Origin of the sequence: Pandoraea pnomenusa, assembly GCF_040391475.1 — a bacterium.
Lineage (GTDB): Bacteria > Pseudomonadota > Gammaproteobacteria > Burkholderiales > Burkholderiaceae > Pandoraea > Pandoraea pnomenusa_C.
Genome location: NZ_JBEBXS010000022.1, coordinates 43,619 through 66,986 on the forward strand (window position 1 = coordinate 43,619; position 23,368 = coordinate 66,986).

Genomic DNA, 23,368 nt, shown 5'->3' on the forward strand with positions numbered 1-23,368 from the left:
GGCATTGCCGCGCCAGACGCCATTCGTGTGCCGTGATATGGCATATCGCTGTACAGCGCCGCATCGTTATATATAATTCTACACAACGCGTTGCGCCCCGCCGCTGCTGGCTGCGCTTCGTGTCAAATGCCGCCCGGCCTCGCTGCCCGGCGGCATCGACGAGCCGGCTCGCGGCGATCCTCGCCGCCAGTCGCGCCTGCCTGGCCATCACACGCTGGAGACCACTTTCGTGAACGCTGTCGTTACTGCTAGCCTCAAGTCCTCTGCTTCGAAATCGGTGTTGCGCCGCGCGCTAGGCGCGGCCGCCGTGGGTGCAAGCCTGTTGTTTGCCGGCCACGCTGCGGCCCAACAGGTGTTCGCTGCCGCCAGCATGAAAGACGCCCTCGACGACCTGTCGGCCGCGTACACCAAGGAAACCGGCAAGAAGCCGGTGCTCGTGTACGGTGCAAGCTCCACGCTCGCCCGTCAGATCGAGAAAGGCGCGCCGGCCGACGTGTTCATCTCGGCCGACCTGGACTGGATGGACTACGCGCAGAAGCACGACCTGATCGATACGGCGTCGCGCCGCAATCTGCTTGGCAACGAGCTGGTGCTGATCGCCCCGGCCACGACCACGGGCGACGTCGACCTGAAGTCGGGCACGGACCTCGACGCCAAGCTCGGCAACGGCAAGCTCGCCATGGGCGACCCCGCACACGTGCCTGCCGGCCTCTACGGCAAAGCGGCGCTGGAGAAGCTCGGCGTCTGGTCGAAGGTGCAGGGCAAGGTAGCCGCCGCCGACAACGTGCGTAACGCGCTGCTGCTCGTCGCGCGCGGTGAAGCGCCTTACGGCATCGTGTACAAGACGGATGCCAACGCCGAGAAGCGCGTGCGCATCGCCGGCACGTTCCCGGCCGACAGTCACGCACCGATCGTCTATCCGGTCGCCATCACGAAGCAGGCCAACCGGGCCGACGCCGAGCCGTTCTACAAATTCCTGCAAACGCCCGCTGCGGCGGCCACGTTCCAGCGCTACGGTTTCAGCCGTCCCTGATTCCACGCCTCTGTCATGAGCCTTACCCCGGAAGAATGGGGCATCGTTGAACTCAGCCTGCGCGTAGGCTTGTGGGGCACGCTTTGCAGCCTGCCCTTCGCCTACGCAGCGGCCTGGGTGCTCGCCCGCCGGCAATTTCCCGGCAAGGCGTTGCTCGATGCTGTCCTGCACCTGCCCCTCGTACTGCCGCCCGTGGTCGTCGGCTTTGCACTGCTCGTGCTGTTCGGCGCCCAAGGCGCCATCGGCAAGCTGTTGCGCGAGTGGTTCAACTTCACGTTCGCGTTTCGCTGGACGGGGGCCGCCCTCGCCGCCGGCGTCATGGGCTTTCCGTTGCTCGTGCGCGCCATTCGTCAGGCACTCGAGGCCTCGGACACGAAACTCGAGCAGGCGGCGCAGACGCTCGGCGCCGGCCCCTGGCTCACGTTCCTCACCGTGACGCTGCCGCTGACCGCGACCGGCGCGCTGCACGGCTTCGTGCTGGCGTTCGCGCGCGCCTTGGGCGAATTCGGCGCGACGATCACGTTCGTCTCGAACATTCCCGGACAGACGCAGACACTGCCACTGGCGATCTACACCGCGACACAGGTACCCGACGGCGACGCGATGGTCTGGCGCCTGTGCGCGATCTCCGTCGTGCTGGCCGTGGCCACGCTGATTTTCTCCGAAGTGCTGATTCGCTTCGGTCACCGCAAGGCGCTCGGCTATGACGGTTGAAGTTCGTCTCCAACACCGATTCGGCGACTTCTCGCTCGACGCGCAATTCGCCGCAGGCATGGGCGTGACGGCGCTCTTCGGCCCCTCGGGCAGCGGCAAGAGCACAGTCGTCAACGCCGTGTCCGGACTGCTCGAACCCGACGCCGGACGCATTGTCGTGGGCGACGACGTCCTCTTCGACAGCACTGCCGGCATCGCCCTGCCCACATGGCGGCGCCGCATCGGTTATGTCTTTCAGGATGCCCGCCTGCTGCCGCATCTGACGGTGCGCCAGAACCTGCTGTTCGGCCGTTGGCTGCGGCGTCGCGACGTCGCCGCTGCCGGCACCGGCGCGATCGCACTCGAGCATGTCGTCGACGTGCTGAATCTGGGCCACTTGCTCGGCCGCCGTCCGGGCGCGCTGTCGGGTGGCGAGAAGCAGCGCGTGGGCATCGGCCGGGCCTTGCTGTCATGCCCGCGCATGTTGCTCATGGACGAGCCGCTCGCGTCGCTCGACCACGCGCGACGACTCGAAGTGCTCGACTATCTGAATCGCATTCGCCACGAGCTGAAGCTGCCGGTGCTCTATGTCACTCACTCGCTCGACGAGGTCATGCGGCTGGCCGATCAGGTCGTGCTCTTCCGCGAAGGCCGCACCATCTCGCAAGGCGCACCGGCCGACGTGCTCAACGTGCATCGCGACGCACTGGACGGCACGGCGGAATCGCCGGGCACCGTGCTGGAGACGCGCATCGTCGCGCACGACACACGCTACGGCCTGACGGAACTGGCGGTGAACGGCAACGACACGGTGCGGTTGCGCGTGCCGCGCGCGGGCGGCGAACCGGGCGAAGCCTGCCGCATTCTCGTGCGCGAGCGCGACGTGGCGGTCGCTACCGAGCCGCCCGCTGGCACCAGCGTGCTCAACGTGCTGCGCGCCCGCGTAAGCGGGCTGCGCGATCTGGGCGACGCAGTGGAAGTCAGCGCCACGTTGCTGGCCGATACCACGACAAGTGGCACGCGAGGTGCCCCGACCACACTGCGCGCGCGCATCACGCGCTACTCCGCCGATCAGCTTCAGCTCGACGCAGATCGTGAGGTGTACCTGCTCATCAAGTCGGTCGCCCTGACACGCTAATTTCACGCGCCAGCCTCACGACCGGCCCGCCACAAGAATCAGGGCGCCACAGCGACCTCCGCTGCGGCGCCCTGCCGTCTCCTCACGTCAGTCCCTTACTGTTACTGCCCCTTGGACATGCCGTCTCCCTTGCCCATGGCGTCGGGTTTGCTCATCGCGCCTCCCTTGGACATGCCGTCGCCTTTGCTCATGGCACCGCCCTTGGACATCGCATCAGGCTTGCCCATCGCATCGCCCTTGGACATCTTGCCGCTCTTGTCCATGTCCTTGTGCATGGCGTCGCCCTTGCTCATTGCGTCGCCCTTGCCCATGGCGTCCTGAGCAAACGCGGCGCCTGTGCCGAGCGTCATGGCAAGGGCCGTCGTTGCCGCCATCAGATATCGCATTTTCATTGTGGTGCTCCTCCAGGAGAGTGAGTGATTCATCGAGGCGCCCGCCTCAACTGCCGCCGAACCAGTTGTAGCCCTGGTCCTCCCAATACCCGCCCGGGTACGTGTTGGTCACGAAGATGGCGCGGATATGCTTGGGATTCTTGTAGCCGAGCTTCGTGGGAATGCGCAGCTTCATCGGAAAGCCGTACTCCCTCGGCAGCGTCTGGCCGTCATAGGTCAGTGCCAGCAGCGTCTGCGGATGCAGTGCCGTCGGCATGTCGATACTCGTGTAGTAATCGTCGGCGCACTTGAAGCCGACGTAGCGCGCAGTCGTGTCAGCGCCGACACGTCGCAGAAAGTCGGCGAATGTCACGCCGCCCCAGCGGCCGATGGCACTCCAGCCTTCCACGCATACATGACGCGTGATCTGCTCGGCCGGGCGCATCTGCGCGAAATCGCGTAAGGCGTCGAGCCGCCACGCCGCCTTGTCGGCAACAAGGCCCGACAGTTCCAGTCGGTAATCGGACGCGTCGACCACCGGCGCTTCGTCCATGCTGTAGAACGCATTGAACGGGAACGGACGCGTGATGCGCGACGCGGGAAACGTCGGTGCCAGCACGTCCTGACGGAACAGCGCCGCCTGCACCCGGTCGTTCCAGCGCGAGATCTTGTCGAGTGCGGCGTCCACGCCGGGGTTGTCGTCGAGCGAGCAGCCCGAAAGCAGCGCCACGCCCCCTAGCGTGAGCGTGCGCGTCAGAAAAGCGCGGCGCGACGGCTCGGACACACGACGCGTCACGAGCACGCGCGCCTCGCGCAGGATCGCTTCCCCATCGCGCACGACCGGCGCTTCAGGCGAGGGTGGAACAGGTTTTCGCTCGAGGCTCATGGCAATCACCGTCCGGTAATCATGGTTCTCAGCGTGCGTGGCACCAGCGCCACCATCGCGACGTGCACGACGACGAAGGCCACGAGGCCGGCCATCGCAAGGAAATGCACCAGACGCGCCCCCTGGAATCCCCCGAACGTCGCGCACAGCCAACCCAGTTGCACCGGCTTCCAGATCGCGAGCCCCGAGGCCACGAGCAGCATGAGGACGAGCACCGCGAACAGATACGCGAATCGCTGCACCTGGTTGTAGTGACGCGGGTCGTCGTGCGTGAGACGCCCACGCAGCGCGGCGACGAAATCGCGCCATACGCCTCGCGGCGTAATCGGGAGGAAGCGCTTTGCAAAGCGTGTGCTGACGAGATTGATCAGCAGGTAGACGAGACCATTGACGGCCAGCAGCCACATGGCGGCGAAGTGCCAGCGCAGTGCACCGCCGAGCCAGCCGCCGAGGGTGATCTCGTCAGGAAAGTGAAAGCCGAAGATCGGCGACGCGTTGTAGATTCGCCAGCCGCTCGTGACCATGACGAGGACTGCCAGCACGTTGAGCCAGTGGGCGATGCGCAGCCACGCAGGCTGTACCGGCCGGGCTTTGGCCGGCGGAGATGCCGCAGGCGGTACGGACTTCGTCAGGGCGGACATGGCGACCTCCATCGCGAGATTCGCGTTGATGGAGTCAGTGTCGCCCCGGGCCGGTGACGAAGTCCTCACGAAGCGCTAACGTTTTCGTGATACCTCGCCGCAAGGAAGTGAGGGATGGCGCGCGTGTCGCGCGCTTACTCGTCGTCCGGATCGATGGCCGCGCCGCCTTTGAGATACGCGTCGAAGGTCGGCACGTGGGCGTCGAGCAGCGAGCGAATTTCCTTGAGGAGGGTGTCGTAGTGTGCGGCGAGGTTCTGCGCGAACGGCGTGAGCTGTGCGCCACCGCCCGACACGCCGCCGATGTGGCGCGTAACCAGCGGTTCGCGGAATTCGTGATTCATGGCTTCCACCAGCAGCCATGCGCGTCGGTAAGACATGCCCATGCGCCGCGCCGCCGCCGAGATCGAGCCGGTCGCCTCGATGGCGCGCAACAACGTGAGGCGCCCCGGGCCGAACACCGGCGTGTCGCCATCGCGCACACGCACCCGCACGTCGTAGCCCGCCACGCCGGGTTGGACCGGCGCCTCACCTGCGGTTTCGAGCGCCTCGGCGGCCGCCAGCAACTCACGTGCGTGCGATTCGGGTGACTCAGCCCCCTGACCCTTGCCGGCCTTCGCCTGACGACGCTCAACTGGCATGGTTGCCCCACATCACGATAAGGATCAGCACCAGCAGCGCCAGGGCCCACGGCCACCAGCGCACCCCCTTGCCGCGCGCATTCGACGTGTCGCGCATTGCCGCATCGGTTGCGAGCGCGGCGGCCACTTCACCGTCGGCCGCGACGGGATCGTTGAGCTTGTGATGCGGAGCAATGGCCGCGATCAGACGCGTGAAAAACTGGTCGGCCAGCTTGCGAGCCGCGGCGTCGATCTGCGGCGCATCGAGCGGCGTATGTTCGCCCCCGAGCTGCACCTTCAGGTCATAGGTCAGCAGTGTGTTCATCGGTCCTTGCGAATGCAGCGTCACCACGCCTTTGCCGCGCGTGAGCCCGGCAGACGAACCGAGCCCGTCGAAATTCAGGGTGTACGACGCCGGTGGGAACACGTCTGAGAGCGTGATGCGCCCGTTCCAGCGGCCGCTTACCGGCCCCAACGTGGCGGCGATGACCACCGTCCAGGTCGTGTCGTCGATACGCTCGATCGACTCGCAACCGGGAATGCACCCGCGCAACACGCCCGGGTCGTTCAACGCGATCCACACCACGTCGCGTGCTGCCGGCAAGCGCCGGCTGTCCTGTAGTTCCATCGCCTCCCTCCCATGAGCCACATCGCCGGCCATCTCCCAGCGACCTCTCAGCGACCTTTCAGCCCCTCTCAGCCACGGATCGGCGCAGATCGACCCGGCGGCAGCGCGTCGGTACTTCGGCCTTGTCTCGAACATCGAACTATTGTGACACGAGTTACCGCCCGTCAGAGGGCAGGCGCGACAGTTCGTCCGGCCCCTGACCGGAATATCGTGTGAGATACAGCGCGCGCCAAGGCGCGATATACTCGCCGAATCTCATCGAGCGGCGACTTGTCGACGGGGCCACAAACTGTCCGGCCCGGCGGACGACGACTTGCCGCTCGCGTATTGGCGAAGGAACCGTGCTATGGACAGTGTCGATCTGGAAGTGCTGAAGTCCGCCGTACAGTGGACCCGCGCCGGCTTTTTCGTCACGCTGGGCACCGTTGTACGCACCTGGGGCTCCGCCCCGCGTCCCGTGGGCTCGATGCTCGCGATTCGTGAAGACGGCCACGTGGTCGGTTCCGTGTCCGGCGGCTGTGTCGAGGACGACCTCATCGCGCGGATTCGCGAAGGCGACTGGCCTTACGACCGTCCGCAACTCACGAGCTACGGCGTAACCGCCGAGGAAGCGCATCGCTTCGGCTTGCCCTGCGGCGGCACGCTGCAACTCGTGCTCGAACCGTTGAGCAACGCTTCGCGAATCCCGGAGCTGCTCGAAGCCATCTCGCAGTTCCGTCTCGTGGTTCGCGAACTCGACATGGAGACGGGCGCCGTGCGCATCGCGCCGGGTCATCACACGCCCTCGCTCGAATTCGACGGCGTGCGCCTGATCTCGTCGCATGGACCGCGTCACCGGCTGATCGTGATCGGCGCAGGACAACTCTCGAAGTACGTGGCGAGCATGGCCTGCGCGCTCGACTATCACGTGATCGTCTGCGACCCGCGCACGGAATATGCCGACGAATGGCAGGTGCCGGGCACCGAACTCTCGCGCGAGATGCCCGACGATCTCATCGTGCGGCTGCAACTCGATTCGCACAGTGCGGTGCTCACGCTCACGCACGATCCGAAGCTCGACGACATGGCGCTGCTCGAAGCGCTCAAATCGCCCGCGTTCTACATCGGGGCCATCGGCTCGCGCGTGAACAACGCACGACGTCGCGAACGCCTGTCGCTGTTCGACCTGAGCACGACGGAGATCGAACGGCTGCACGGCCCGGTGGGCATGCACCTCGGCGCGCGCACCCCCGCGGAAATCGCCGTGTCGATTCTCGCGGAAATGACCGCGATCAAGAACGGGATCACCGTTACGCAGACCTTCGCCGTTCGCACACCGCACGAGGCCGTCGAGGGCGCCCCCACCGAGTGTCGTAGCGCGGCCGCATAAGCGCGTCGCACAGGCAAAAAAAAGCGCCGCCAAGATGAACATGGCGGCGCAACTCGCTCACTCGTTGCGGAGTGATACTGCCTGGGTTACTTCGTCACCCGTGGTACGTCTCTTGCCCGACCGATCGGCACATCAGTCGTGCGGCCACAGGAATGTTGCTGCGGCGTGCCCCTTCGCGGACACCTTGACATCCTTCGTCATCGGCTTGCCGTCATGGGTCGCCTTCACGGTGTAGTCGCCTTCGGGCAGCTTCACCAGCATGAACGGTCCCGTCGCACGCGTATCGAGCACCGTGGTGCCGCCGTGCATGATCTGCACCTGGGCGTCGGCCACATACTCGTTGGCACCATTGCCGCGTGCCGCCATCTCGATGGACAACGGCCAGCGCGATGCCTCACGCTTGAAGGCGCCCGACTCGTCGCTATCGATACCGCCGGACACATACGTCACGTTGCCCTGTTGCATCGACGGCGGCAGCGTGCCGCCCTGTGCATGGGCGACGGAGATGCCGCCCAACGTGCCTGTCAATGCCACGGCCGTTGCAGCGGCCATCGACCAGCGTTGCCATTGTTGCCACATGTTCGACCTCCCGTTTCATCACTTCACGATGCCGGATCGTACCGGTGATGCGGCGCCGGTACACAAGGTAGTGCGTGGCATCCCACGCGCATGCCCATTCGCATGCGCGCTTGTCACCCGACCATCAGCCGAGGTCGACCGGGATGAAAATCTGTTGCCCGTCGCGCTGCACCAGCAGCGCCACGTTGTTGCCCGCCTTCTTGAGCTTGTCGCTCAATTGCGAGGCGCTGGTGACCGGCGTGCCGTTGAGCGACAGGATGATGTCACCCGCCTGCACGCCTGCCTGTTCAGCCGGACCGCCCGCACGGGCTACCAGCAGGCCGTTCGTGACCTGCGCTGCGCGCTTCTCCTCGGGGGAGAGCTCGCGCACCGCGAGACCGAGCCGGCCGTGCGTGGCCGAGTCGTCGTTGCTCGCCACGTCCTTCTTCTCGTCGAGCGCCGCCACCGTCACGCTCACCTCTTGCTTCGCGCCGTTGCGCCACACGGTGAGCGTCGCCTTCTCGCCCGGACGCATGTCGGCAATCCGCGCCGGCAACTGCGTCGATTCGTCGATGGTCGCGCCGTTGACTGCCAGAATGACGTCACCCGGCTTCAGATCCGACTTCGCTGCCGGACCCTTCTTGTCGATCGACGACACCAGCGCGCCCGTCGGCTTGGGCAGGCCGAACGACTTGGCGAGCGACTGATTCACTTCCTGAATCGCCACACCGATCCGGCCACGGCTCACCTTGCCATACTGCTGGAGCTGCGACTTGACCTTCATCGCCATGTCGATCGGAATCGCGAACGACAGGCCCTGGAAGCCGCCCGTGCGCGAATAGATCATCGAGTTGATGCCGATGACTTCACCATTCAGATTGAACAGCGGGCCACCCGAATTGCCCGGGTTGACCGGCACGTCCGTCTGAATGAAGCGTGTGTAGTTCTCGTCGGGCAGCGCACGTGCCTTGGCCGACACGATCCCCGCCGTCACCGTGTTGTCGAAACCGTACGGCGAACCGATGGCCACGACCCACTCGCCCGCCTTCGACTTCGCCGGATCGCCGATCTTCACGGTCGGCAGATCGGTCGCGGCGATCTTCAGCAGCGCGACGTCACTCGTCTTGTCGCTGCCCACGACCTTCGCCTTGAATTCTCGCTTGTCGGTGAGCTTGACAGTCACCTGACTCGCGTCGTCGACGACGTGTGCGTTGGTCAGGACATAACCGTCCGCGCTCACGATGAAGCCCGAGCCGAGACTGCGCGTCGGCCCGCTACCGCTGCCACCCTCATCGCCATTGTCGTCGCCGCCGTCGTTACCCGGCGCGCCGTAGAACTTGCGGAAGAACTGGAACAACGGGTCGTTCGGGCTCATGCCCGGGGGCATCTGCATCTGGCTGGATGTCGAACCGCGTGCCGCCGAAGGTTTCGCATCGTGCGTCACACTGATGTTGACTACGGCCGGTCCGTATTGTTCCGCCAGTTGCGAGAAGTCCGGCACCAGCATACGGGGCCCGGCATTCGGGGTGTTTGCCGCCGCAACGGCCGCGCTCGCCGCGTCGGCGTTGGTGACCATTTCCGACGCGAGCGGGGCTTGCCAATGCTGGCGTCCCGCCACATAACCGCCCGTCAGGGCGACGAGTACAGCGCTGGCAACGAGGGTACGAGTGAATTTCGAGGTCCGCATGAGTCTTCTCCTAACCGACGACCGCGTTTGATATGGCTCTGATCGTAGGCAGACTCCCTTAAGGCAACCTTAAGAGCCCCGAATCCATCCCTCTGCGACACGCCATTGCCACCGATCGGCTACGAAATCGGGTCCGAATGAGCGCTATGCGTTACGACGGCAGGCGTTTGAAGGGGCAACTCGCGCAGTTCGCCTTGCCTGTGGCGTTGTCCCCTGTCTACGGTGGCTGGGTGGCGCACTTTCGCGTCGCACGTTCTCGCCTACAGGAGACTCATCATGCAAACGATCGACCGTTCGCCCCAATCGTCATACCCGACCGACCGTCAGACGCGCTCGCGCCACGGGCTTCGTGACACCGGTGCGCATCGGCGTGCCGCACGCTGGACCGCATGTGCGGGCGCCGCGTTGTGCCTGACATTCTCGATTTCCGTGTTCGCCGCTGGTGCAAATGGCATGGGGGGTACGAATGGCGCTCAGGGCCACGGCAATGGCAACGGGGTCGGCACGCAAGGCCCGGCAAATGACGCGATGCAAGGCAATACGTCGGGGAACATGCAGGGCAATATGTCGGCCGCTCAGTCGGGGAGTTGCACGCCGGACCAGCCGCAGGACAACGCGCTCGTGGGCAAGTCGGTTTCGGAGGCGAAGTCGATGCTGCGCGGCTGCCCGTGGCGCATCGGCAAACAGGACGGCAAGACCCTGCCGACCACGCGCGATCACCGCCCCGATCGTCGCACGCTGACGATCGAGAACGATAAGGTCACCGACGTGCAGCGCGGATGAGCTGACGCCTGGCTCGACGTTGCGGTGCCGGTGCGGGCGCCGTCACCGCATCACCGGCGCTCAAAGCGGCGGAGGGGGTGCAGCGCGCTCACCGCCAAAGCTCACACGCACGCGCAACCCGTGTCCTGCGCGTGCGTCGAGCAGGTCGACGCGCGCGCCGTGCGCTTGCGCGATGTTGCGCACGATGGCCAGGCCCAGGCCACTGCCCTGGGCACGCGGCGGCGTCGCGGCATCGGCAGTATCGGGGGTGGCGTCGGCGCCCCCGCTGCCCCGGAAGAACCGGTCGAAAACCCGCTCGCGCTCGGCCGGTGCAATGCCCGGACCCGTGTCCTCGATTTCGACGACGGCCGTCGTGCCCGGCAAAGGTGCCACGAGCCGCACGTCGACATGCCCGCCATGCGGCGTGTACTTCAACGCGTTGTCGACGAGATTGCCGAAGAGGGTCTGCAATGCATGGGCGTCGCCACGTACGCGACTGATGGCGGCGAGCGATTCAGGCGCGTCGAGACCGAGGTCGACGCCGCGCGCCACCGCCAATGCAGCGTGATGCGCAACGACATCCTGCAACAACGGCGCGAGCGGCAGCTCGACGAAGGCCGTCGCCGCCCGGGCCGCATCCGGCTCCTGACGCGCCAGCGTGAGCAACTGCGCGACCATGTGCGAGGCGCGTCGCACCCCCTCACGCAGGTCGCGCATCGCCTCGGCTCGCTCGGCATCCGTCTGTGCGCGGTCGAGCAACTGCGCCTGAAGCTGCAACGCGGCAAGCGGCGTACGCAGTTCGTGGGCCGCATCGGCCACGAAAGCCTTCTGCTGCACCAGCGCCGCATCGAGCCTGCCGAGCAGGCTGTTGAGCGCGCGCACCAGTGGCCGCACCTCGTCCGGCAACCCCGTTTCAGGCAACGCTTCCAGCGCCCCCGGCGCCCGGGCGTCGAGCGCCGTCGTCACGCGACGCAACGGCGCCAGACCGCGCCCCACGACCAGCCAGACGAGCAACCCGAGCAACGGCATCGCCACCACCAGCGGCAACAAGGTGCGCAGCGCCATCGACACGGCAAGCGAGTCGCGAATGACCATCGGCTGGGCGAGCTGCACGACGTTGTCGCCCACCAGTGCCGAATAGACACGCCAGTCCCCGCGCGGCGTGCGTACCGTCGTGAAGCCGAGTTCGGCACGGCGCGGCAACGGCGTGCGCGGATGCGAGTAGTACAACTCGATGCCGTTGCGGCTCCATATCTGGATCACGAGGCCATCGGCGCCGTTGTTTTCGCCCGGCACACTGGAGAACGACTCCGCAGGCAGCGACAACGCCATCTGCTGCAACTGAAAATCGAACAGCGCGTTGGCTTCGGTACGCGCCTGACGGAAGATCGCGATGCCCGCCAGCAGCAATGCCACCGACAACGTGATGAACAGCCCCAGCAGCAAGCGACGACGAATCGAGCGCATCAGTTTGCCTCCGGACTTGCGGCCTGCCCCGTGGACGCGGCGTCGCCCGTCTGGGCGGGCATCATGTAGCCCACGCCCCGCACGGTGCGGATCGTGTCGGCCCCCAGCTTCTTGCGCAGTCCGTGGATGTGAACCTCGACGGCGTTGCTGGCGACCTCTTCTCCCCATCCGTAGATGCGCTCTTCGAGCTGCGCCTTCGACAGCACGGCCCCCGGCCGGTTGAGCAACGCCTCGAGTACGGCGTATTCCCGCGCGGACAGCACGACAGGTGCCCCCGAACACGTGACCTGACGCGTGGCCGGATCGAGCACGATCGCCCCGTGACGCAGCAGCGGCTCGCTGCGCCCGGCCTGACGTCGCACCAGTGCCCGCAGGCGCGCCGCAAGTTCGTCGAGATCGAATGGTTTGACGAGATAGTCGTCGGCGCCTGCGTCGAGGCCTTTGACACGATCGGCCACGGCGTCACGCGCGGTGGCGATGAGCACCGGAAGTGTCTGGCCACGCCCGCGCAACGTGCGCAGCACATCGATGCCGTCGCGACGCGGCAAGCCGAGATCGAGCAGTAACGCGTCGTAGGACTCGAGCGCCAGGGCATCGAGCGCGCGCTGCCCGTCGTCGACGTGATCGACGGTCCAGCCGTCCTGGCGCAGCCCTTTCGTCACGGCCGTGGCGATCATCGTATCGTCTTCCACCAACAGAATTCGCATGGATTGAGTACCGGTAGAGACTGTTTCCGGGCGATGCGCCGGCCCTCTCGGCGCCGGGCCGCCTGCTTCTGTAACAGGCCGTAAACATCACACGCGCTTCACACGCGCGGATGTTGCCTATGCGTGACACTCGCCGGATTTCGACTCATTGTAGCGACAGTTCGTCGCGCGACCGACTTACAATGACACGCATCGTACCGCGCCTGTCCGACGCACTTCGCGGTGCCGCCATCCAAATTACCGCTTCACCGCTGTCTCTGCACCGCATTGCCCGGGCATTGTGCGCGTCGCGTGCATTCCCGCCCCGAGCGCCCTCCGCGAACGTCGGGGGCGACGCCCGCGATGCGTGTCCGGTCAGCCCGCACTACTGGAGAATCCCGCCCGTCATGCGCGTTCCACGCTTGCCCCGCCGCTCGTCCCACGTCACGCATCCTGCTTCGTCTGCTTCGCGCGTTCTGCGTGCCCTGCCCGCCGTGTTGGCCGTCGCCATGCTCGCTTGCGCCCCCGTGCATGCCAAACCGCTCAAGCACGCGAAGGTGCCCAAGGTGCCGGCCACAGCCGCACGCGCGACACCGTTGCCGCCGGAACTCGCGCGCGCGCTCGCCGCCAGCAAGGTGCCCGCCGCGCATGTGAGCGTGATCGTCGCGAAGGTCGACAACCCGCTGCAAACGCGTGGCCGCATTGCCGCGCCGTTGCTCGCGATGAACCCCGGCGTGCCGCGCAATCCGGCGTCCACGATGAAGCTGGTGACGACGATCGCCGCGCTCGACATGCTCGGCCCCGATTACCGCTGGCGCACGCAGGCCTTCACCGACGGCGCGTCGGATGGCCGCACGCTCAACGGCAATCTGTATTTCAAAGGCTCGGGCGATCCGAAGCTCGTGCCCGAGGAAATGGAGAAGTTCGTCGCCGAGCTGCGCAACGCCGGTGTGACAAACATCAACGGCGACATCGTGCTCGACCGTTCGGCGTATAGCTCGGACATTGGCGCGCAGGGCGCCATCGACGGCGGCGACGACCGGCCGTACAACGTCGCGCCGGACGCGCTGCTGTACTCCTTCAAGGCCATGTCGTTCAGCTTCGTCGGGAATGCAAACGGCACGGTCGACGTGAACGTGCTGCCGCCGCTGGCCAACCTGCAGGTCGCCAACGAGATGGCTGCGACGCCCACCGGCAACTGCGGCGACTGGCTCACCCGCATGCATCCCACGCTCAATACCACGCCCGACGGCGCCTATGTCGCGCACTTCTCGGGCGCCTATCCGGCGTCTTGCGAAGACAAGGGCTGGAACGTGGCCGCGCCCGATCGCGATCGCTTCTTCCTCGGCGGCTTCCGCGCGTTATGGCAGGCCTCCGGCGGACAGTTCAACGGCAACGTGCGCACGGGCGTCGTGCCGCCCGGGGCGCGTCTGCTCGTGACGCACCACGGCCAGCCGCTGTCCGAAGTCGTGCATGACATGAACAAGTTCAGCAACAACGTGATGGCGCGTCAGCTGTTCCTCACGCTCGGGCTCGCCGCCGACAACAACAAGCGTCCCGCGAGCATCGCCCGCTCGCGCGAGGTGCTCGATCGCTGGCTCGACAAGAACGATCTCGCCATGCCGGGTCTCGTCGTCGAGAATGGCTCCGGCCTGTCGCGCATCGAGCGCGTGAGCGCCACCGAGCTGGCGGGTTTGCTGCAACACGGCATCAACAGCCCGACCGGGCAGGTGCTCGTCGAATCGATGCCGACAGTCGGCGTGGACGGCACCATGCGCAACCGCCTGACGAACCGCGATGTGGCCGGAAACGCCCATATCAAGACCGGCACGCTCGACGACGTGAGCGCCATCGCCGGCTACGTCGGCACGCGCTCGGGCAACGTCTACGTGGTGGTCTCGCTCGTCAACGACCTGCACGCGAGCAACGCGCGCGGCTTCAACGACGCGCTCATCTCCTGGGTGTACGAGCACGCCCCCTGATACGCCGGACGTTCGGTACGCCCCGCGGGCACCGGGGAAAGACACCGGATTTGACGTTTCCCTCTAACGGACGCGTTCTACGGTCGCATTCGCGTCAGAATAGACGTTCCATCGGTGCCACCTGCGCCAGCGAAACGAGATGCAGGGGCACCGGTTCAGATGACCCAATCGTGAGGAGACGCGAGGTCATGAACGTCGAGTTGATCCTGCTGGCGCTCGCGCCCGTATTCGTGCTGTGCATCGGCATCGAGGCGTGGTACTGGCGACGCCGTCGCCCCGGCATGTACAGCCTGAAGGACACCGTGAGCAACGCCACGCTCGCGCTCATGCATCAGGGCGCAGACAAGCTGGCATGGCTGCTCATCGTGCCGTTCTATGCGTGGCTCTACGATCATCACCGCATCTACACGATGCCGTCGGGCTGGCTCGGCTTCCTGCTGCTCTTCGTCGTGCAGGACTTGCTCTACTACGTGTTCCATCGGGCCAGTCACCGGATCCGGTGGTTATGGGCCGCACATGTGGTGCATCACTCTTCGGAGCGGCTCAACCTGTCGACCGCGTTCCGGCAAAGCCTGATGTATCCGGTCGCGGGCATGTGGCTGTTCTGGACACCGATGGCGCTCATCGGCTTCACACCCACGCAGATCGTCGGTGTGGTGCTGCTCAATCTCGCGTTCCAGTTCTTCGTGCACACGCAGGCCATTCCAAAACTGGGATGGCTGGAGTATGTGCTGAACACGCCGTCGATTCATCGTGCGCACCACGCGCGCAATCCTCGTTACATCGATCGCAATTACGCGGGCGTGCTCGTCATCTGGGATCGGCTGTTCGGCTCGTTCGTGGAGGAAAGCGAAACGGAGCCGTGCGAATACGGCATCGTGGATCAGATCCATACGCACAATCCGCTCACGCTGACGTTTCACGAATGGCGCACGATGGCACGCGATGTCGTGACGATGCCCGGCTGGCGAAACAAGTGGATGGCGCTGTTCGGGCCGCCGGAGTGGCGACACGCATGGCAGGCGACGCACGCAGCGTCGGCCGTGCCGGAGAACGTGGGGGACGTGGGAAGCGTGGGAGCGTCGCGCAAAGTGCTCTGACCACGACGCTGCGCTGACAGCGGCCCGGCGCCCGGCGATGCCGATGCCGATGCAGCGCGACCTACGCGCTGCCGGCCTGCGGCTTGCCTTTTATTGACGCTCGAACGCGGCCGCAGCGCGGCCGAGACGGTCGCCGACCGCCGCCCATGCCGGCGTGTCCGGCAGACGCTCGAAAAGAATGTGCGTGACGTTGGCGCGATCGAGACGACGCAACATCGCGTACAGATCGGTCGCGAGCGCCGCCGGTGTGGCGGGCAGCACGATCTGCACGAGATCGCCGCTTGCCGCGACGTCGGCAGGCAACGTTGCGAGCGTCGGGGCGAAGGCCGCCACCGCCACACGCTCGCCTGCAGGGCGCACGGCGAGTGCCGGGGCGAACTGGTCGGCATCGCACAGATACAGCGGCGTGCGCGGCGCGTAGTGTGCCTTGAGCGTACCCGACGCACGCGGGGCATTGGCATCCTGCCCCGGCAGACGGGGCATCTCGCCCAGCACATCCGCAATCTGCTCCGGTGTGATGTGGCCCGGGCGCAGCAGCGCCGGGAAACCGCGTGACAGATCCACGATCGTCGACTCGATGCCGACAGCCGCCTCGCCACCGTCGAGCACATGCACGGTAACGCCCGGCAGTCCGGCGAATTCGTCGCGCACGTGCTGCGCGGCCGTCGGGCTCACCTGACCGAAACGGTTGGCCGACGGGGCTGCCACACCGCCCTGCCCGCCCTTGATCTGTTCGAACGCACGCAGCAGCGCCTGCGCCACCGGGTGCGACGGGCAACGCAGCCCGACCGAATCCTGTCCGCCCGATACGGCGTCGGGGATGTGCGGTGCACGCTTGAGAATGAGGGTGAGCGGGCCGGGCCAGAACGCGTCCATCAGCTTGCGCGCCTCCGGCGTGACGTTGTCGCTCCAGTAGCCGGGATCGCCGTCCGGCGAAAAATGCACGATGACCGGGTGATTCGCCGGTCGGCCCTTCGCGGCGTAGATGGCCGCGACAGCAGCCGGATTCTCCGCGTCGCCGCCGAGCCCGTAGACCGTTTCCGTCGGGAAGGCGACCAGTTCACCGGCCGCCAACTGCGTGGCGGCTTGCTGGATCGCCTCGGCCGACGGCATGACGATACGCGGGGCTTGCTGCGGCGCAGACGTCATGGGTCAGTCTTCCAGCGCGATATCGAGGCTTGCCGCCGCCGACACGCAGGCTGCACGTGCTTCGTCGAGCGTTGCCCCGGCGAAGGTGATGTGCCCCATCTTGCGGCCGACACGCGCGTCTTCCTTGCCGTAGAGATGCACGCGTGCAGACGGTAGCGCCGCCACGGCAGCCCACGCGGGCGTGCGCGGCTGATCCTTCCCGGCGCCTTCGAACCACACGTCGCCAAGCACGTTGAGCATCACGGCCGGCGAGTGTTGACGCGTCTCGCCGAGCGGCAGCCCGGCCATCGCACGCACTTGCTGCTCGAACTGGCTCGCAGCGCACGCGTCGATGGTGTAGTGGCCGCTGTTGTGCGGACGCGGTGCCATTTCGTTGGCGACGAGCGTGCCATCCGTCAGGATGAAGAACTCCACGCAGAGCACACCCACATAGTCCATTTGCGACGCAATGCTCGCGGCGGCGGCACGAGCGGCGTCGGCCAGTGCCGGGGCCGCGTCGGGCGCGGGCACGGTCGTCGTAGCCAGAATGCCGTCGATGTGAACGTTCTGTGCGAGCGGATAGGTGGCGACTGCGCCATCCTTACCGCGTGCGCTCAACACCGACACTTCGAAAGCGAGCGACAGACGCTTCTCCAGCACGCACGGCACACCGCCCAGCGCGGTATAGGCGTCGCGCGCCTCGGCAGGCGTATTCACGCGCACCTGCCCCTTGCCGTCGTAGCCCATGCGGGCCGTCTTCAGGATACCGGGCAGCACGCTCGCGATGGCGGCGTCGCCAATCGCGGCGAGTGCGTCGTTTGATTCGATGACCAGGTGCGGGGCCACCGGCACGCCGCAACTTTCGATGAAACGCTTCTCGGCGACACGGTCCTGCGCAATCGCGACGCAACGCCCGGCGGGGCTCACGCTCGTGGTTTGTGCGAGGAAGTCGAGCGACTGCGCGGGCACGTTCTCGAACTCGGTCGACACGGCCGGGCACAGCGCGGCAAGTTCGGCGAGCGCGGTTTCGTCACGGTAGTCGGCAACGATCAGGCGGTCGGCCACGGCGCCGGCCGGACAACGCGGGTCCGGATCGAGCACGCAGACCTTGTAGCCCATCGACTGAGCGGCGAAACAGAACATGCGGCCGAGTTGGCCGCCGCCCAGCATTCCCAGCCATTGGCCGGGAAGGACGGGCGCAGCGGAGGCAGAATTCATCTTGGTTGAGGCGCTGACAGTAGCGGGGACAATCTTTTCTTTTACAGCGCCGGCAGCGTCATGCCGCGCGCGGCTTCGGTCTGCTTCGCACGGAAGGCGTCGAGCTTGTCGGCCAGCGCCTTGTCGTCGGCGGCGAGCATCGACACCGCGAACAGCGCGGCATTGGCCGCACCGGCTTCGCCGATGGCGAACGTGGCGACCGGCACGCCCTTGGGCATCTGCACGATCGAGAGCAGCGAGTCTTCGCCACGCAGGTACTTGCTCGGCACCGGCACGCCCAACACGGGCACGGTGGTCTTCGCGGCGATCATGCCCGGCAGGTGCGCGGCACCGCCGGCTCCGGCGATGATCGCGACGAGGCCGCGCTCACGGGCGGCTTCGGCATAACGGAACATGTCGTCCGGCATGCGGTGCGCCGAGACGACCTGCGCCTCGTACGGCACGCCGAACTCGGCCAGGATCGCGGCCGCGTTCTTCATCACTTCCCAATCCGAGTTGGACCCCATTACCACGCCAACGCGCGGGGCCACGGCTTGTTTGTCGCTCATGTTCTTCAGTGCCCCGCTCAGGCCAGTTGCTGGCCGGTCAGGCGCTCGAGCGCCTCGCGGTACTTGGCGGCCGTCTTCTCGACGACTTCGTCCGGCAGCTTCGGCGCAGGCGGCGTCTTGCCCCACGGCTGCGTCTCGAGCCAGTCGCGCACGAACTGCTTGTCGAACGACGGCGGGTTGCTGCCCACGGCATACGAATCGGCCGGCCAGAAGCGCGACGAGTCGGCCGTCAGGGCTTCGTCCATCAGGTGCAGCTTGCCATCGTCGTCCAGACCGAATTCGAACTTCGTGTCGGCGATGATGATGCCGCGCGTGGCAGCGTAAGCGGCGGCTTCCTTGTACAGACGGATCGAGATGTCGCGAATCTGCTCGGCAAGCTCACGGCCGACGCGGCCGATCATGTCGTCGAAGCTGATGTTTTCGTCGTGCTCGCCCAGTTCGGCCTTGGCCGCCGGGGTGAAGATCGGCTCGGGCAGTTGCTGCGCGTTTTGCAGGCCGGCCGGCAGCTTCACGCCGCACACGGCGCCAGTGGCCTGGTAGTCCTTCCAGCCGCTGCCGGCCAGGTAACCCCGCACCACCGCTTCCACGAGAATCGGCTTCAGACGCTTGACGACCACGGCGCGTCCGGCGACCTGCGCGGCTTCGTCAGCCGAGACGACGGACTCGGGCGACACGCCCGTCAGGTGATTCGGCACCACGTGCGCGAGTTTGTCGAACCAGAAGTTGGCCATCTGGTTGAGCACGCGGCCCTTGCCCGGAATCGGCTCGCCCATGATCACGTCGAACGCCGAGAGGCGGTCCGTCGTTACGATCAGCAGCTTGTCGTCGCCAACGGCGTAGTTGTCGCGCACCTTGCCGCGCGAGAGCAGCGGCAGGCTCTTGAGGGAGGATTCGTACAGGGCGTTCAGAGCGGGGGTAGTCACGGCGGGACCCAATATCAGGAAGGGCAAAGGCGTAATTATACGCGCGTCGGGGGGCGTTTCACGAAGATGTGGGCCCGGCGCGATGCCGGGCCCGGTCGGGACGCCGGAGGAACGCCATAGGAACGCCATAGGGACGCCACAAAGAAGCCACACGGAAGCCCTTGCGCCGCTGTCAGGCACCGTTCAGCGCCACTACCGGCGAGTAGAGCGCGCTATGGGCCTATTGACGTCTTTCCGGGGCCTTCCCCCCGTTTCCGAGGTCTTCAGCGCTCATTCGGGCGAGCGGTGAATTGTCGATGCCAAACGTTTGCGCTGCGACGCCGGCACGAGCAACGCGACAACTTCCTGACGCGTAATCGGATGCGACATCATCCCGTCGCGGTCCATGCACTGCCGATACCAGTCCGCCACAGACGCCATGTCGTAATACTTGTTGTCGCTGACCAGACCGTTATCGTCGGGCGTCACGAGGCGAACCGCATTCGGGTCGCTCGGTTCGATTGGCTCCAGCGAAATCCGATCCGTGTGCCCGTGCACGTAGTCGTCGGCCAGGAACGTCATGCGTCCGACCACATGCTCGCTGTCACGCAGTCGAAGCAGGGCCGTGCCGGATGGCAGGGCGTCCGACGTCAGCAGTGGCGCGACGAAAGCGAAATTCTCCTCGAGCGCCGACGCCATTTTGCGACACAACGCATCGCTTTTCAGGATGGCGCCGGCGTCGCGCGCGACCATCACCTTCAGCTCCCGCAGTTGGTCGAGCAGCGCTTGCACCTGACCTCGCAGCGCCCGTTTGTCCCCGATCGGCGCGCGCAGCATGCCGGCAAAGGTCGCGAGCTCCGCAACGAGATCGACGTTCCGTGCCCCCACGTCGACATAGCAATTGCTCACATGCGAACGCTGCCGGGCGACCGCGCCCGAGACGTCCTCGCGCAATTTGACGTCGCCGCCCGCGAGCTGCAACGCGGCGCTCGCGATCACGGCACACGGACGCGCGATACCGTTTTCCGAGCAGATGATGACGAGCTTGCCGGGATGTCGCCGCATGAAGTCCGCGACACCATGCCCCGCAGTCCAGAGCGACGTGCCGGTGATCGTGACGTCGGGCGCCTCCATGCCTTCGAACTCGCTGAACTGTACGTGGGACAGGCCGCCGCCACGACGAGAGGACTGGCCCGGGTCCCCTCCCTCGGCGGGCTGCCCGCGCGAGATGCGTTGGATGTAATCACCGATCGGACGCTGACGGTAGCCGGATCGCGTTGCGCTCCCTTCGGATCGACCCGGGTCGCGCATGACACCGGGTTCCACACAGAAAACCGCCCCGATTTGCCGGTTGGCGCTTAACAGACGGGTGAGCGTGCCCGCCTCGACGGGCGACGCCGTCGGCCCCACGATGAATCGGTGGTCGCCCAGCGTGACCAGGCCGTAGCGGGTGCACTTGCCATCCACCAGGATCAGGTTCGACGTGTCGACATCGTAGTGGTCCGCCCACGACTGATGGCTGGCTCGCTCCTCGGCGTTCTGCGCGCACCAGTCCGGTGCGCGATCACGTGTTCCCCACAGGAGCATCGGCCGAGGTGCGCGGGCGTTAGGCACGGCGCTGTCGAGCCGTCGGTCGGCCGCTCTCGGCCCCGGTCTGGCAGATCTGGACGGTTCGGGCGACTGCACGTGTCGGCCCGGATCTGCGCTCCCTCGCAGCAATGAATTGTCTGGCGGACGATGGCGCACGCGGGTCATGTCCGACGCCATCTCACTGGACGACTGCCGCGACGCGGACGTTGGTTCAGCACGGGAAATCCCCAGAAATCTGGCGACGGTGGAAGGGAAATGCATTGGCATCGGTGTCTCCGGAAAGCGCGTTTCGACGGCCGGGTTGGCAGGCGATCGCGAAGCCTGCCACCCGCGGTCGAACCCCGCTTCCGGATCCGTTTCCGGGCTGTTGCTTTGCACCGGCGAGACGGCCGGGACATCGCTCACTCCCGGGCCGGATGTTGCCTAGAATGGAATCGTCCACGTGCCGGTGACGGCCACGGTGGCGGGCGCTGCAAGCACGGCGATAGCGGCAATAGCGGTGAAGCGGTATCAGCGACAAGGGGATTGCCATGAGGATCGGATCGATGCCCCGCGCGGTGTGGCTGACACGCGCCGGTGCCTGTACCGCGTGGCTCGCCGCTCTGCTGGCGCTGGGCAGCCTGCCCGCGATAGCGCAAACCGCGTCGTCGCCGGGCGCAACGGCCCATGCGCCGGCCCACCGGCCAGTTGGCGGGAGCGCAGGGAGTGTCAGGCATGCCGCCCCCGCAAGCGGGGCATCGGCGACGCAGGCCGCCCCGGGTGACGCCAACGACCGCCCCGTGCTGCCGCGCCTGATCGCCATCGCCACGCCGGAAGACGACGACGACATTCCGCGCTTCGCCCTCTACGCGGCGCGCGACATCGAACAGTTGGGATTGCAATTTCCTGCGCAGAACGGCGGCGCCGGGCAGGATGTCGACGTCGTCATTACCATGAGCCTGCGCGACAGCGCGACCACCCGCATGCGCGACTTCTCGCGCCAGCACATGAACGAGCCGATGACGCTGATCGTCGATGGCGTGGAGATGCTCACGGCAACGATCCGCTCGGAACTGGGCGGCAAGTTCCAGTTGCAGATGCCAAAAGAAAAGGCCCGGCTTCTGTTCCAGCGAGTGCTGGCGAAAGCCGGGCCTGCGACCTGACGGCCCAGACGCGCCGTTGCGCGTCTGGCGTCTGATGTCGTTGCTTACTTCACGATCTGAGCGAGATCACCGCTCTTGTACTTCTCGGCCATCTTCTCGAGGGCGACCGGCTTGATCTTGCTGGCCTGGCCTTCGCAGCCGAACGACAGGTAGCGCGCCTTGCACACCAGCTTGGCCGCTTCGCGGGCCGGCTTGAGGTAGTCGCGCGGATCGAACTTGCTCGGGTTTTCGAACAGATAGCGACGGATCGCGCCGGTCATGGCCAGACGGATGTCGGTATCGATGTTGATCTTGCGAACGCCGTGCTTGATGCCTTCAACGATCTCTTCGACCGGCACGCCGTACGTTTCCTTCATGTCGCCGCCGAATTCACGGATCTCGGCGAGCAGTTCCTGCGGAACCGACGACGAACCGTGCATCACCAGGTGGGTGTTCGGAATGCGACGGTGGATTTCCTTGATGCGGTCGATGGCGAGAATGTCGCCCGTCGGCTTGCGGCTGAACTTGTACGCGCCATGCGAGGTACCGATGGCGATGGCCAGCGCGTCGCACTGCGTCTGGTGCACGAAGTCGGCAGCCTGATCCGGGTCGGTCAGGAGTTGCTCGCGGGTCATGGTGCCGTCGGCGCCGTGACCGTCTTCCTTGTCGCCCTTCATCGTTTCGAGCGAACCCAGCACGCCCAGCTCGGCTTCCACCGTCACGCCGATGTAGTGCGAGAATTCGACGACCTTCTTCGACACCTCGACGTTGTACTCGTAGCTGGCGACCGACTTGCCGTCGGCTTCGAGCGAACCGTCCATCATCACGCTCGAGAAGCCGCTCTTGATTGCGGCCATGCACACGGCCGGCGATTGGCCGTGATCCTGGTGCATCACCACCGGGATATGCGGGTAGGCTTCCACGGCAGCCGAGATCAGGTGACGCAGGAACGCTTCGCCAGCGTACTTACGCGCACCGGCCGAAGCCTGCATGATGACCGGCGCACCGACTTCGTCGGCGGCGGCCATGATGGCGGAAACCTGCTCCAGGTTGTTGACGTTGAAGGCCGGCAGACCGTAGCCGTTTTCGGCGGCGTGGTCCAGCAGCTGTCGCATAGAGACTAGGGGCATGATGTTCTCCTTGGAATCAAAAACTAATCAAATCTTTCCTCGATCCAGAGGCGCCCCCCATGACGACGGCTCGCGAGCGGCGCGGCATATGCCTTCGCCGGGCTCGCGCGGCC

The 23,368-nt window shown here is 66.1% G+C and carries 23 protein-coding genes; 8 read left to right on the forward strand and 15 right to left on the reverse strand.

Annotated elements, in window-relative coordinates; translation table 11 throughout:
* Positions 1-229: 229 nt before the first annotated feature.
* The 3 genes from modA to modC are packed head-to-tail and all read left to right on the forward strand — an operon-like array spanning position 230 to position 2,864.
* A complete protein-coding gene (gene modA, locus ABWO90_RS19925; RefSeq protein ID WP_353192962.1) occupies positions 230-1,033 on the forward strand; it encodes a molybdate ABC transporter substrate-binding protein in 804 nt (267 codons plus the stop codon).
* Positions 1,034-1,048: 15 nt separating this feature from the next.
* The gene (modB, locus tag ABWO90_RS19930) at positions 1,049-1,747 is read left to right on the forward strand and encodes a molybdate ABC transporter permease subunit (protein ID WP_353192963.1); all 699 of its coding nucleotides are present in this window, start codon (positions 1,049-1,051) and stop codon (positions 1,745-1,747) included.
* Positions 1,737-2,864 carry a molybdenum ABC transporter ATP-binding protein gene (gene modC, locus ABWO90_RS19935; RefSeq protein ID WP_353192964.1) on the forward strand — a complete coding sequence of 376 codons (1,128 nt, stop codon included), beginning with the start codon at positions 1,737-1,739 and terminating at the stop codon, positions 2,862-2,864. Before modB ends, modC begins: the two co-directional genes overlap by 11 nt.
* Positions 2,865-2,965: 101 nt before the next feature.
* On the opposite strand, the gene ABWO90_RS19940 is transcribed toward modC, so the two are convergent.
* The 5 genes from ABWO90_RS19940 to ABWO90_RS19960 all read right to left on the reverse strand — a co-directional run bounded on the left by ABWO90_RS19940 (position 2,966) and on the right by ABWO90_RS19960 (position 6,007).
* Entirely contained in the window at positions 2,966-3,256 is a 291-nt protein-coding gene (locus ABWO90_RS19940; RefSeq protein ID WP_353192965.1) for a pentapeptide MXKDX repeat protein, read from the reverse strand.
* Between the two features lie 46 nt (positions 3,257-3,302).
* Positions 3,303-4,121: a molybdopterin-dependent oxidoreductase gene (locus ABWO90_RS19945; RefSeq protein WP_353192966.1), complete on the reverse strand. Its 819-nt coding sequence runs from the start codon at positions 4,119-4,121 to the stop codon at positions 3,303-3,305.
* A gap of 5 nt (positions 4,122-4,126) precedes the next feature.
* Positions 4,127-4,762, reverse strand: a complete 636-nt coding sequence (locus tag ABWO90_RS19950) for a cytochrome b/b6 domain-containing protein (RefSeq protein WP_353192967.1) — start codon at positions 4,760-4,762, stop codon at positions 4,127-4,129.
* 134 nt (positions 4,763-4,896) lie between these two features.
* A complete protein-coding gene (locus tag ABWO90_RS19955) occupies positions 4,897-5,400 on the reverse strand; it encodes a winged helix-turn-helix domain-containing protein (protein ID WP_353192968.1) in 504 nt (167 codons plus the stop codon).
* Entirely contained in the window at positions 5,390-6,007 is a 618-nt protein-coding gene (locus ABWO90_RS19960) for an SRPBCC family protein (RefSeq protein ID WP_353192969.1), read from the reverse strand. The genes ABWO90_RS19955 and ABWO90_RS19960 overlap by 11 nt, the downstream gene beginning before the upstream one ends.
* 346 nt (positions 6,008-6,353) lie before the next feature.
* Here ABWO90_RS19960 and ABWO90_RS19965 point away from each other — a divergent pair, with 346 nt between their 5' ends.
* Positions 6,354-7,376: an XdhC family protein gene (locus ABWO90_RS19965; protein ID WP_353192970.1), complete on the forward strand. Its 1,023-nt coding sequence runs from the start codon at positions 6,354-6,356 to the stop codon at positions 7,374-7,376.
* A 132-nt stretch (positions 7,377-7,508) separates the two neighbouring features.
* Here the strand turns inward: ABWO90_RS19965 and ABWO90_RS19970 are convergent, their stop codons facing one another.
* Together ABWO90_RS19970 and ABWO90_RS19975 are read right to left on the reverse strand one after the other, a co-directional pair.
* Positions 7,509-7,955 (reverse strand): carboxypeptidase regulatory-like domain-containing protein, encoded by a 447-nt coding sequence (locus ABWO90_RS19970; RefSeq protein WP_353192971.1) that lies wholly within the window; start codon positions 7,953-7,955, stop codon positions 7,509-7,511.
* Positions 7,956-8,079: 124 nt separating this feature from the next.
* Entirely contained in the window at positions 8,080-9,621 is a 1,542-nt protein-coding gene (locus ABWO90_RS19975; protein WP_353192972.1) for a DegQ family serine endoprotease, read from the reverse strand.
* A gap of 276 nt (positions 9,622-9,897) precedes the next feature.
* Between ABWO90_RS19975 and ABWO90_RS19980 the strand changes: the two genes are divergently transcribed.
* The gene (locus tag ABWO90_RS19980) at positions 9,898-10,404 is read left to right on the forward strand and encodes a hypothetical protein (protein ID WP_353192973.1); all 507 of its coding nucleotides are present in this window, start codon (positions 9,898-9,900) and stop codon (positions 10,402-10,404) included.
* Positions 10,405-10,464: 60 nt separating this feature from the next.
* Here the strand turns inward: ABWO90_RS19980 and ABWO90_RS19985 are convergent, their stop codons facing one another.
* Together ABWO90_RS19985 and ABWO90_RS19990 are read right to left on the reverse strand one after the other, a co-directional pair.
* Positions 10,465-11,850 carry an ATP-binding protein gene (locus ABWO90_RS19985; protein ID WP_353192974.1) on the reverse strand — a complete coding sequence of 462 codons (1,386 nt, stop codon included), beginning with the start codon at positions 11,848-11,850 and terminating at the stop codon, positions 10,465-10,467.
* A complete protein-coding gene (locus tag ABWO90_RS19990; RefSeq protein ID WP_353192975.1) occupies positions 11,850-12,557 on the reverse strand; it encodes a response regulator in 708 nt (235 codons plus the stop codon). Before ABWO90_RS19990 ends, ABWO90_RS19985 begins: the two co-directional genes overlap by 1 nt.
* Before the next feature lie 386 nt (positions 12,558-12,943).
* Here ABWO90_RS19990 and dacB point away from each other — a divergent pair, with 386 nt between their 5' ends.
* Together dacB and ABWO90_RS20000 are read left to right on the forward strand one after the other, a co-directional pair.
* Positions 12,944-14,518, forward strand: coding sequence for a D-alanyl-D-alanine carboxypeptidase/D-alanyl-D-alanine endopeptidase (dacB, locus tag ABWO90_RS19995; RefSeq protein ID WP_353192976.1), 1,575 nt, complete (start codon positions 12,944-12,946; stop codon positions 14,516-14,518).
* A gap of 188 nt (positions 14,519-14,706) precedes the next feature.
* Positions 14,707-15,618 (forward strand): sterol desaturase family protein, encoded by a 912-nt coding sequence (locus ABWO90_RS20000; RefSeq protein ID WP_353192977.1) that lies wholly within the window; start codon positions 14,707-14,709, stop codon positions 15,616-15,618.
* A gap of 90 nt (positions 15,619-15,708) precedes the next feature.
* Here ABWO90_RS20000 and ABWO90_RS20005 read toward each other — a convergent pair whose 3' ends face one another.
* From ABWO90_RS20005 to ABWO90_RS20025, 5 genes are all read right to left on the reverse strand, one after another.
* Positions 15,709-16,767 carry an L-threonylcarbamoyladenylate synthase gene (locus ABWO90_RS20005; protein WP_353192978.1) on the reverse strand — a complete coding sequence of 353 codons (1,059 nt, stop codon included), beginning with the start codon at positions 16,765-16,767 and terminating at the stop codon, positions 15,709-15,711.
* A gap of 3 nt (positions 16,768-16,770) precedes the next feature.
* Positions 16,771-17,964 carry a 5-(carboxyamino)imidazole ribonucleotide synthase gene (locus tag ABWO90_RS20010; RefSeq protein WP_353192979.1) on the reverse strand — a complete coding sequence of 398 codons (1,194 nt, stop codon included), beginning with the start codon at positions 17,962-17,964 and terminating at the stop codon, positions 16,771-16,773.
* Positions 17,965-18,005: 41 nt separating this feature from the next.
* The gene (gene purE, locus ABWO90_RS20015; protein ID WP_353192980.1) at positions 18,006-18,512 is read right to left on the reverse strand and encodes a 5-(carboxyamino)imidazole ribonucleotide mutase; all 507 of its coding nucleotides are present in this window, start codon (positions 18,510-18,512) and stop codon (positions 18,006-18,008) included.
* Positions 18,513-18,529: 17 nt separating this feature from the next.
* Complete coding sequence (locus tag ABWO90_RS20020; RefSeq protein ID WP_353192999.1) at positions 18,530-19,420, reverse strand: phosphoribosylaminoimidazolesuccinocarboxamide synthase; 891 nt, start codon at positions 19,418-19,420, stop codon at positions 18,530-18,532.
* Positions 19,421-19,705: 285 nt separating this feature from the next.
* A complete protein-coding gene (locus ABWO90_RS20025) occupies positions 19,706-21,028 on the reverse strand; it encodes a hypothetical protein (protein WP_353192981.1) in 1,323 nt (440 codons plus the stop codon).
* Positions 21,029-21,534: 506 nt separating this feature from the next.
* On the opposite strand from ABWO90_RS20025, the gene ABWO90_RS20030 reads away from it, so the two are divergent.
* Positions 21,535-22,146: a hypothetical protein gene (locus ABWO90_RS20030; RefSeq protein WP_353192982.1), complete on the forward strand. Its 612-nt coding sequence runs from the start codon at positions 21,535-21,537 to the stop codon at positions 22,144-22,146.
* Positions 22,147-22,190: 44 nt separating this feature from the next.
* On the opposite strand, the gene fba is transcribed toward ABWO90_RS20030, so the two are convergent.
* Positions 22,191-23,255, reverse strand: a complete 1,065-nt coding sequence (fba, locus tag ABWO90_RS20035) for a class II fructose-bisphosphate aldolase (protein WP_353192983.1) — start codon at positions 23,253-23,255, stop codon at positions 22,191-22,193.
* Positions 23,256-23,368: the final 113 nt, after the last annotated feature.

Coding starts and splice junctions, on each gene's coding strand:
- fba (WP_353192983.1), bottom strand. CDS start 23,255: ATGCCCCTAGTCTCTATGCGACAGCTGCTGGACCACGCCGCCGAAAAC.
- ABWO90_RS19965 (WP_353192970.1), top strand. CDS start 6,354: ATGGACAGTGTCGATCTGGAAGTGCTGAAGTCCGCCGTACAGTGGACC.
- modC (WP_353192964.1), top strand. CDS start 1,737: ATGACGGTTGAAGTTCGTCTCCAACACCGATTCGGCGACTTCTCGCTC.
- ABWO90_RS19975 (WP_353192972.1), bottom strand. CDS start 9,621: ATGCGGACCTCGAAATTCACTCGTACCCTCGTTGCCAGCGCTGTACTC.
- ABWO90_RS20010 (WP_353192979.1), bottom strand. CDS start 17,964: ATGAATTCTGCCTCCGCTGCGCCCGTCCTTCCCGGCCAATGGCTGGGA.
- ABWO90_RS19945 (WP_353192966.1), bottom strand. CDS start 4,121: ATGAGCCTCGAGCGAAAACCTGTTCCACCCTCGCCTGAAGCGCCGGTC.
- dacB (WP_353192976.1), top strand. CDS start 12,944: ATGCGCGTTCCACGCTTGCCCCGCCGCTCGTCCCACGTCACGCATCCT.
- modB (WP_353192963.1), top strand. CDS start 1,049: ATGAGCCTTACCCCGGAAGAATGGGGCATCGTTGAACTCAGCCTGCGC.
- ABWO90_RS19940 (WP_353192965.1), bottom strand. CDS start 3,256: ATGAAAATGCGATATCTGATGGCGGCAACGACGGCCCTTGCCATGACG.
- ABWO90_RS19950 (WP_353192967.1), bottom strand. CDS start 4,762: ATGTCCGCCCTGACGAAGTCCGTACCGCCTGCGGCATCTCCGCCGGCC.
- ABWO90_RS19970 (WP_353192971.1), bottom strand. CDS start 7,955: ATGTGGCAACAATGGCAACGCTGGTCGATGGCCGCTGCAACGGCCGTG.
- ABWO90_RS19990 (WP_353192975.1), bottom strand. CDS start 12,557: ATGCGAATTCTGTTGGTGGAAGACGATACGATGATCGCCACGGCCGTG.
- ABWO90_RS20005 (WP_353192978.1), bottom strand. CDS start 16,767: ATGACGTCTGCGCCGCAGCAAGCCCCGCGTATCGTCATGCCGTCGGCC.
- purE (WP_353192980.1), bottom strand. CDS start 18,512: ATGAGCGACAAACAAGCCGTGGCCCCGCGCGTTGGCGTGGTAATGGGG.
- ABWO90_RS19985 (WP_353192974.1), bottom strand. CDS start 11,850: ATGCGCTCGATTCGTCGTCGCTTGCTGCTGGGGCTGTTCATCACGTTG.
- ABWO90_RS20000 (WP_353192977.1), top strand. CDS start 14,707: ATGAACGTCGAGTTGATCCTGCTGGCGCTCGCGCCCGTATTCGTGCTG.
- ABWO90_RS19980 (WP_353192973.1), top strand. CDS start 9,898: ATGCAAACGATCGACCGTTCGCCCCAATCGTCATACCCGACCGACCGT.
- ABWO90_RS20030 (WP_353192982.1), top strand. CDS start 21,535: ATGAGGATCGGATCGATGCCCCGCGCGGTGTGGCTGACACGCGCCGGT.
- ABWO90_RS19960 (WP_353192969.1), bottom strand. CDS start 6,007: ATGGAACTACAGGACAGCCGGCGCTTGCCGGCAGCACGCGACGTGGTG.
- ABWO90_RS19955 (WP_353192968.1), bottom strand. CDS start 5,400: ATGCCAGTTGAGCGTCGTCAGGCGAAGGCCGGCAAGGGTCAGGGGGCT.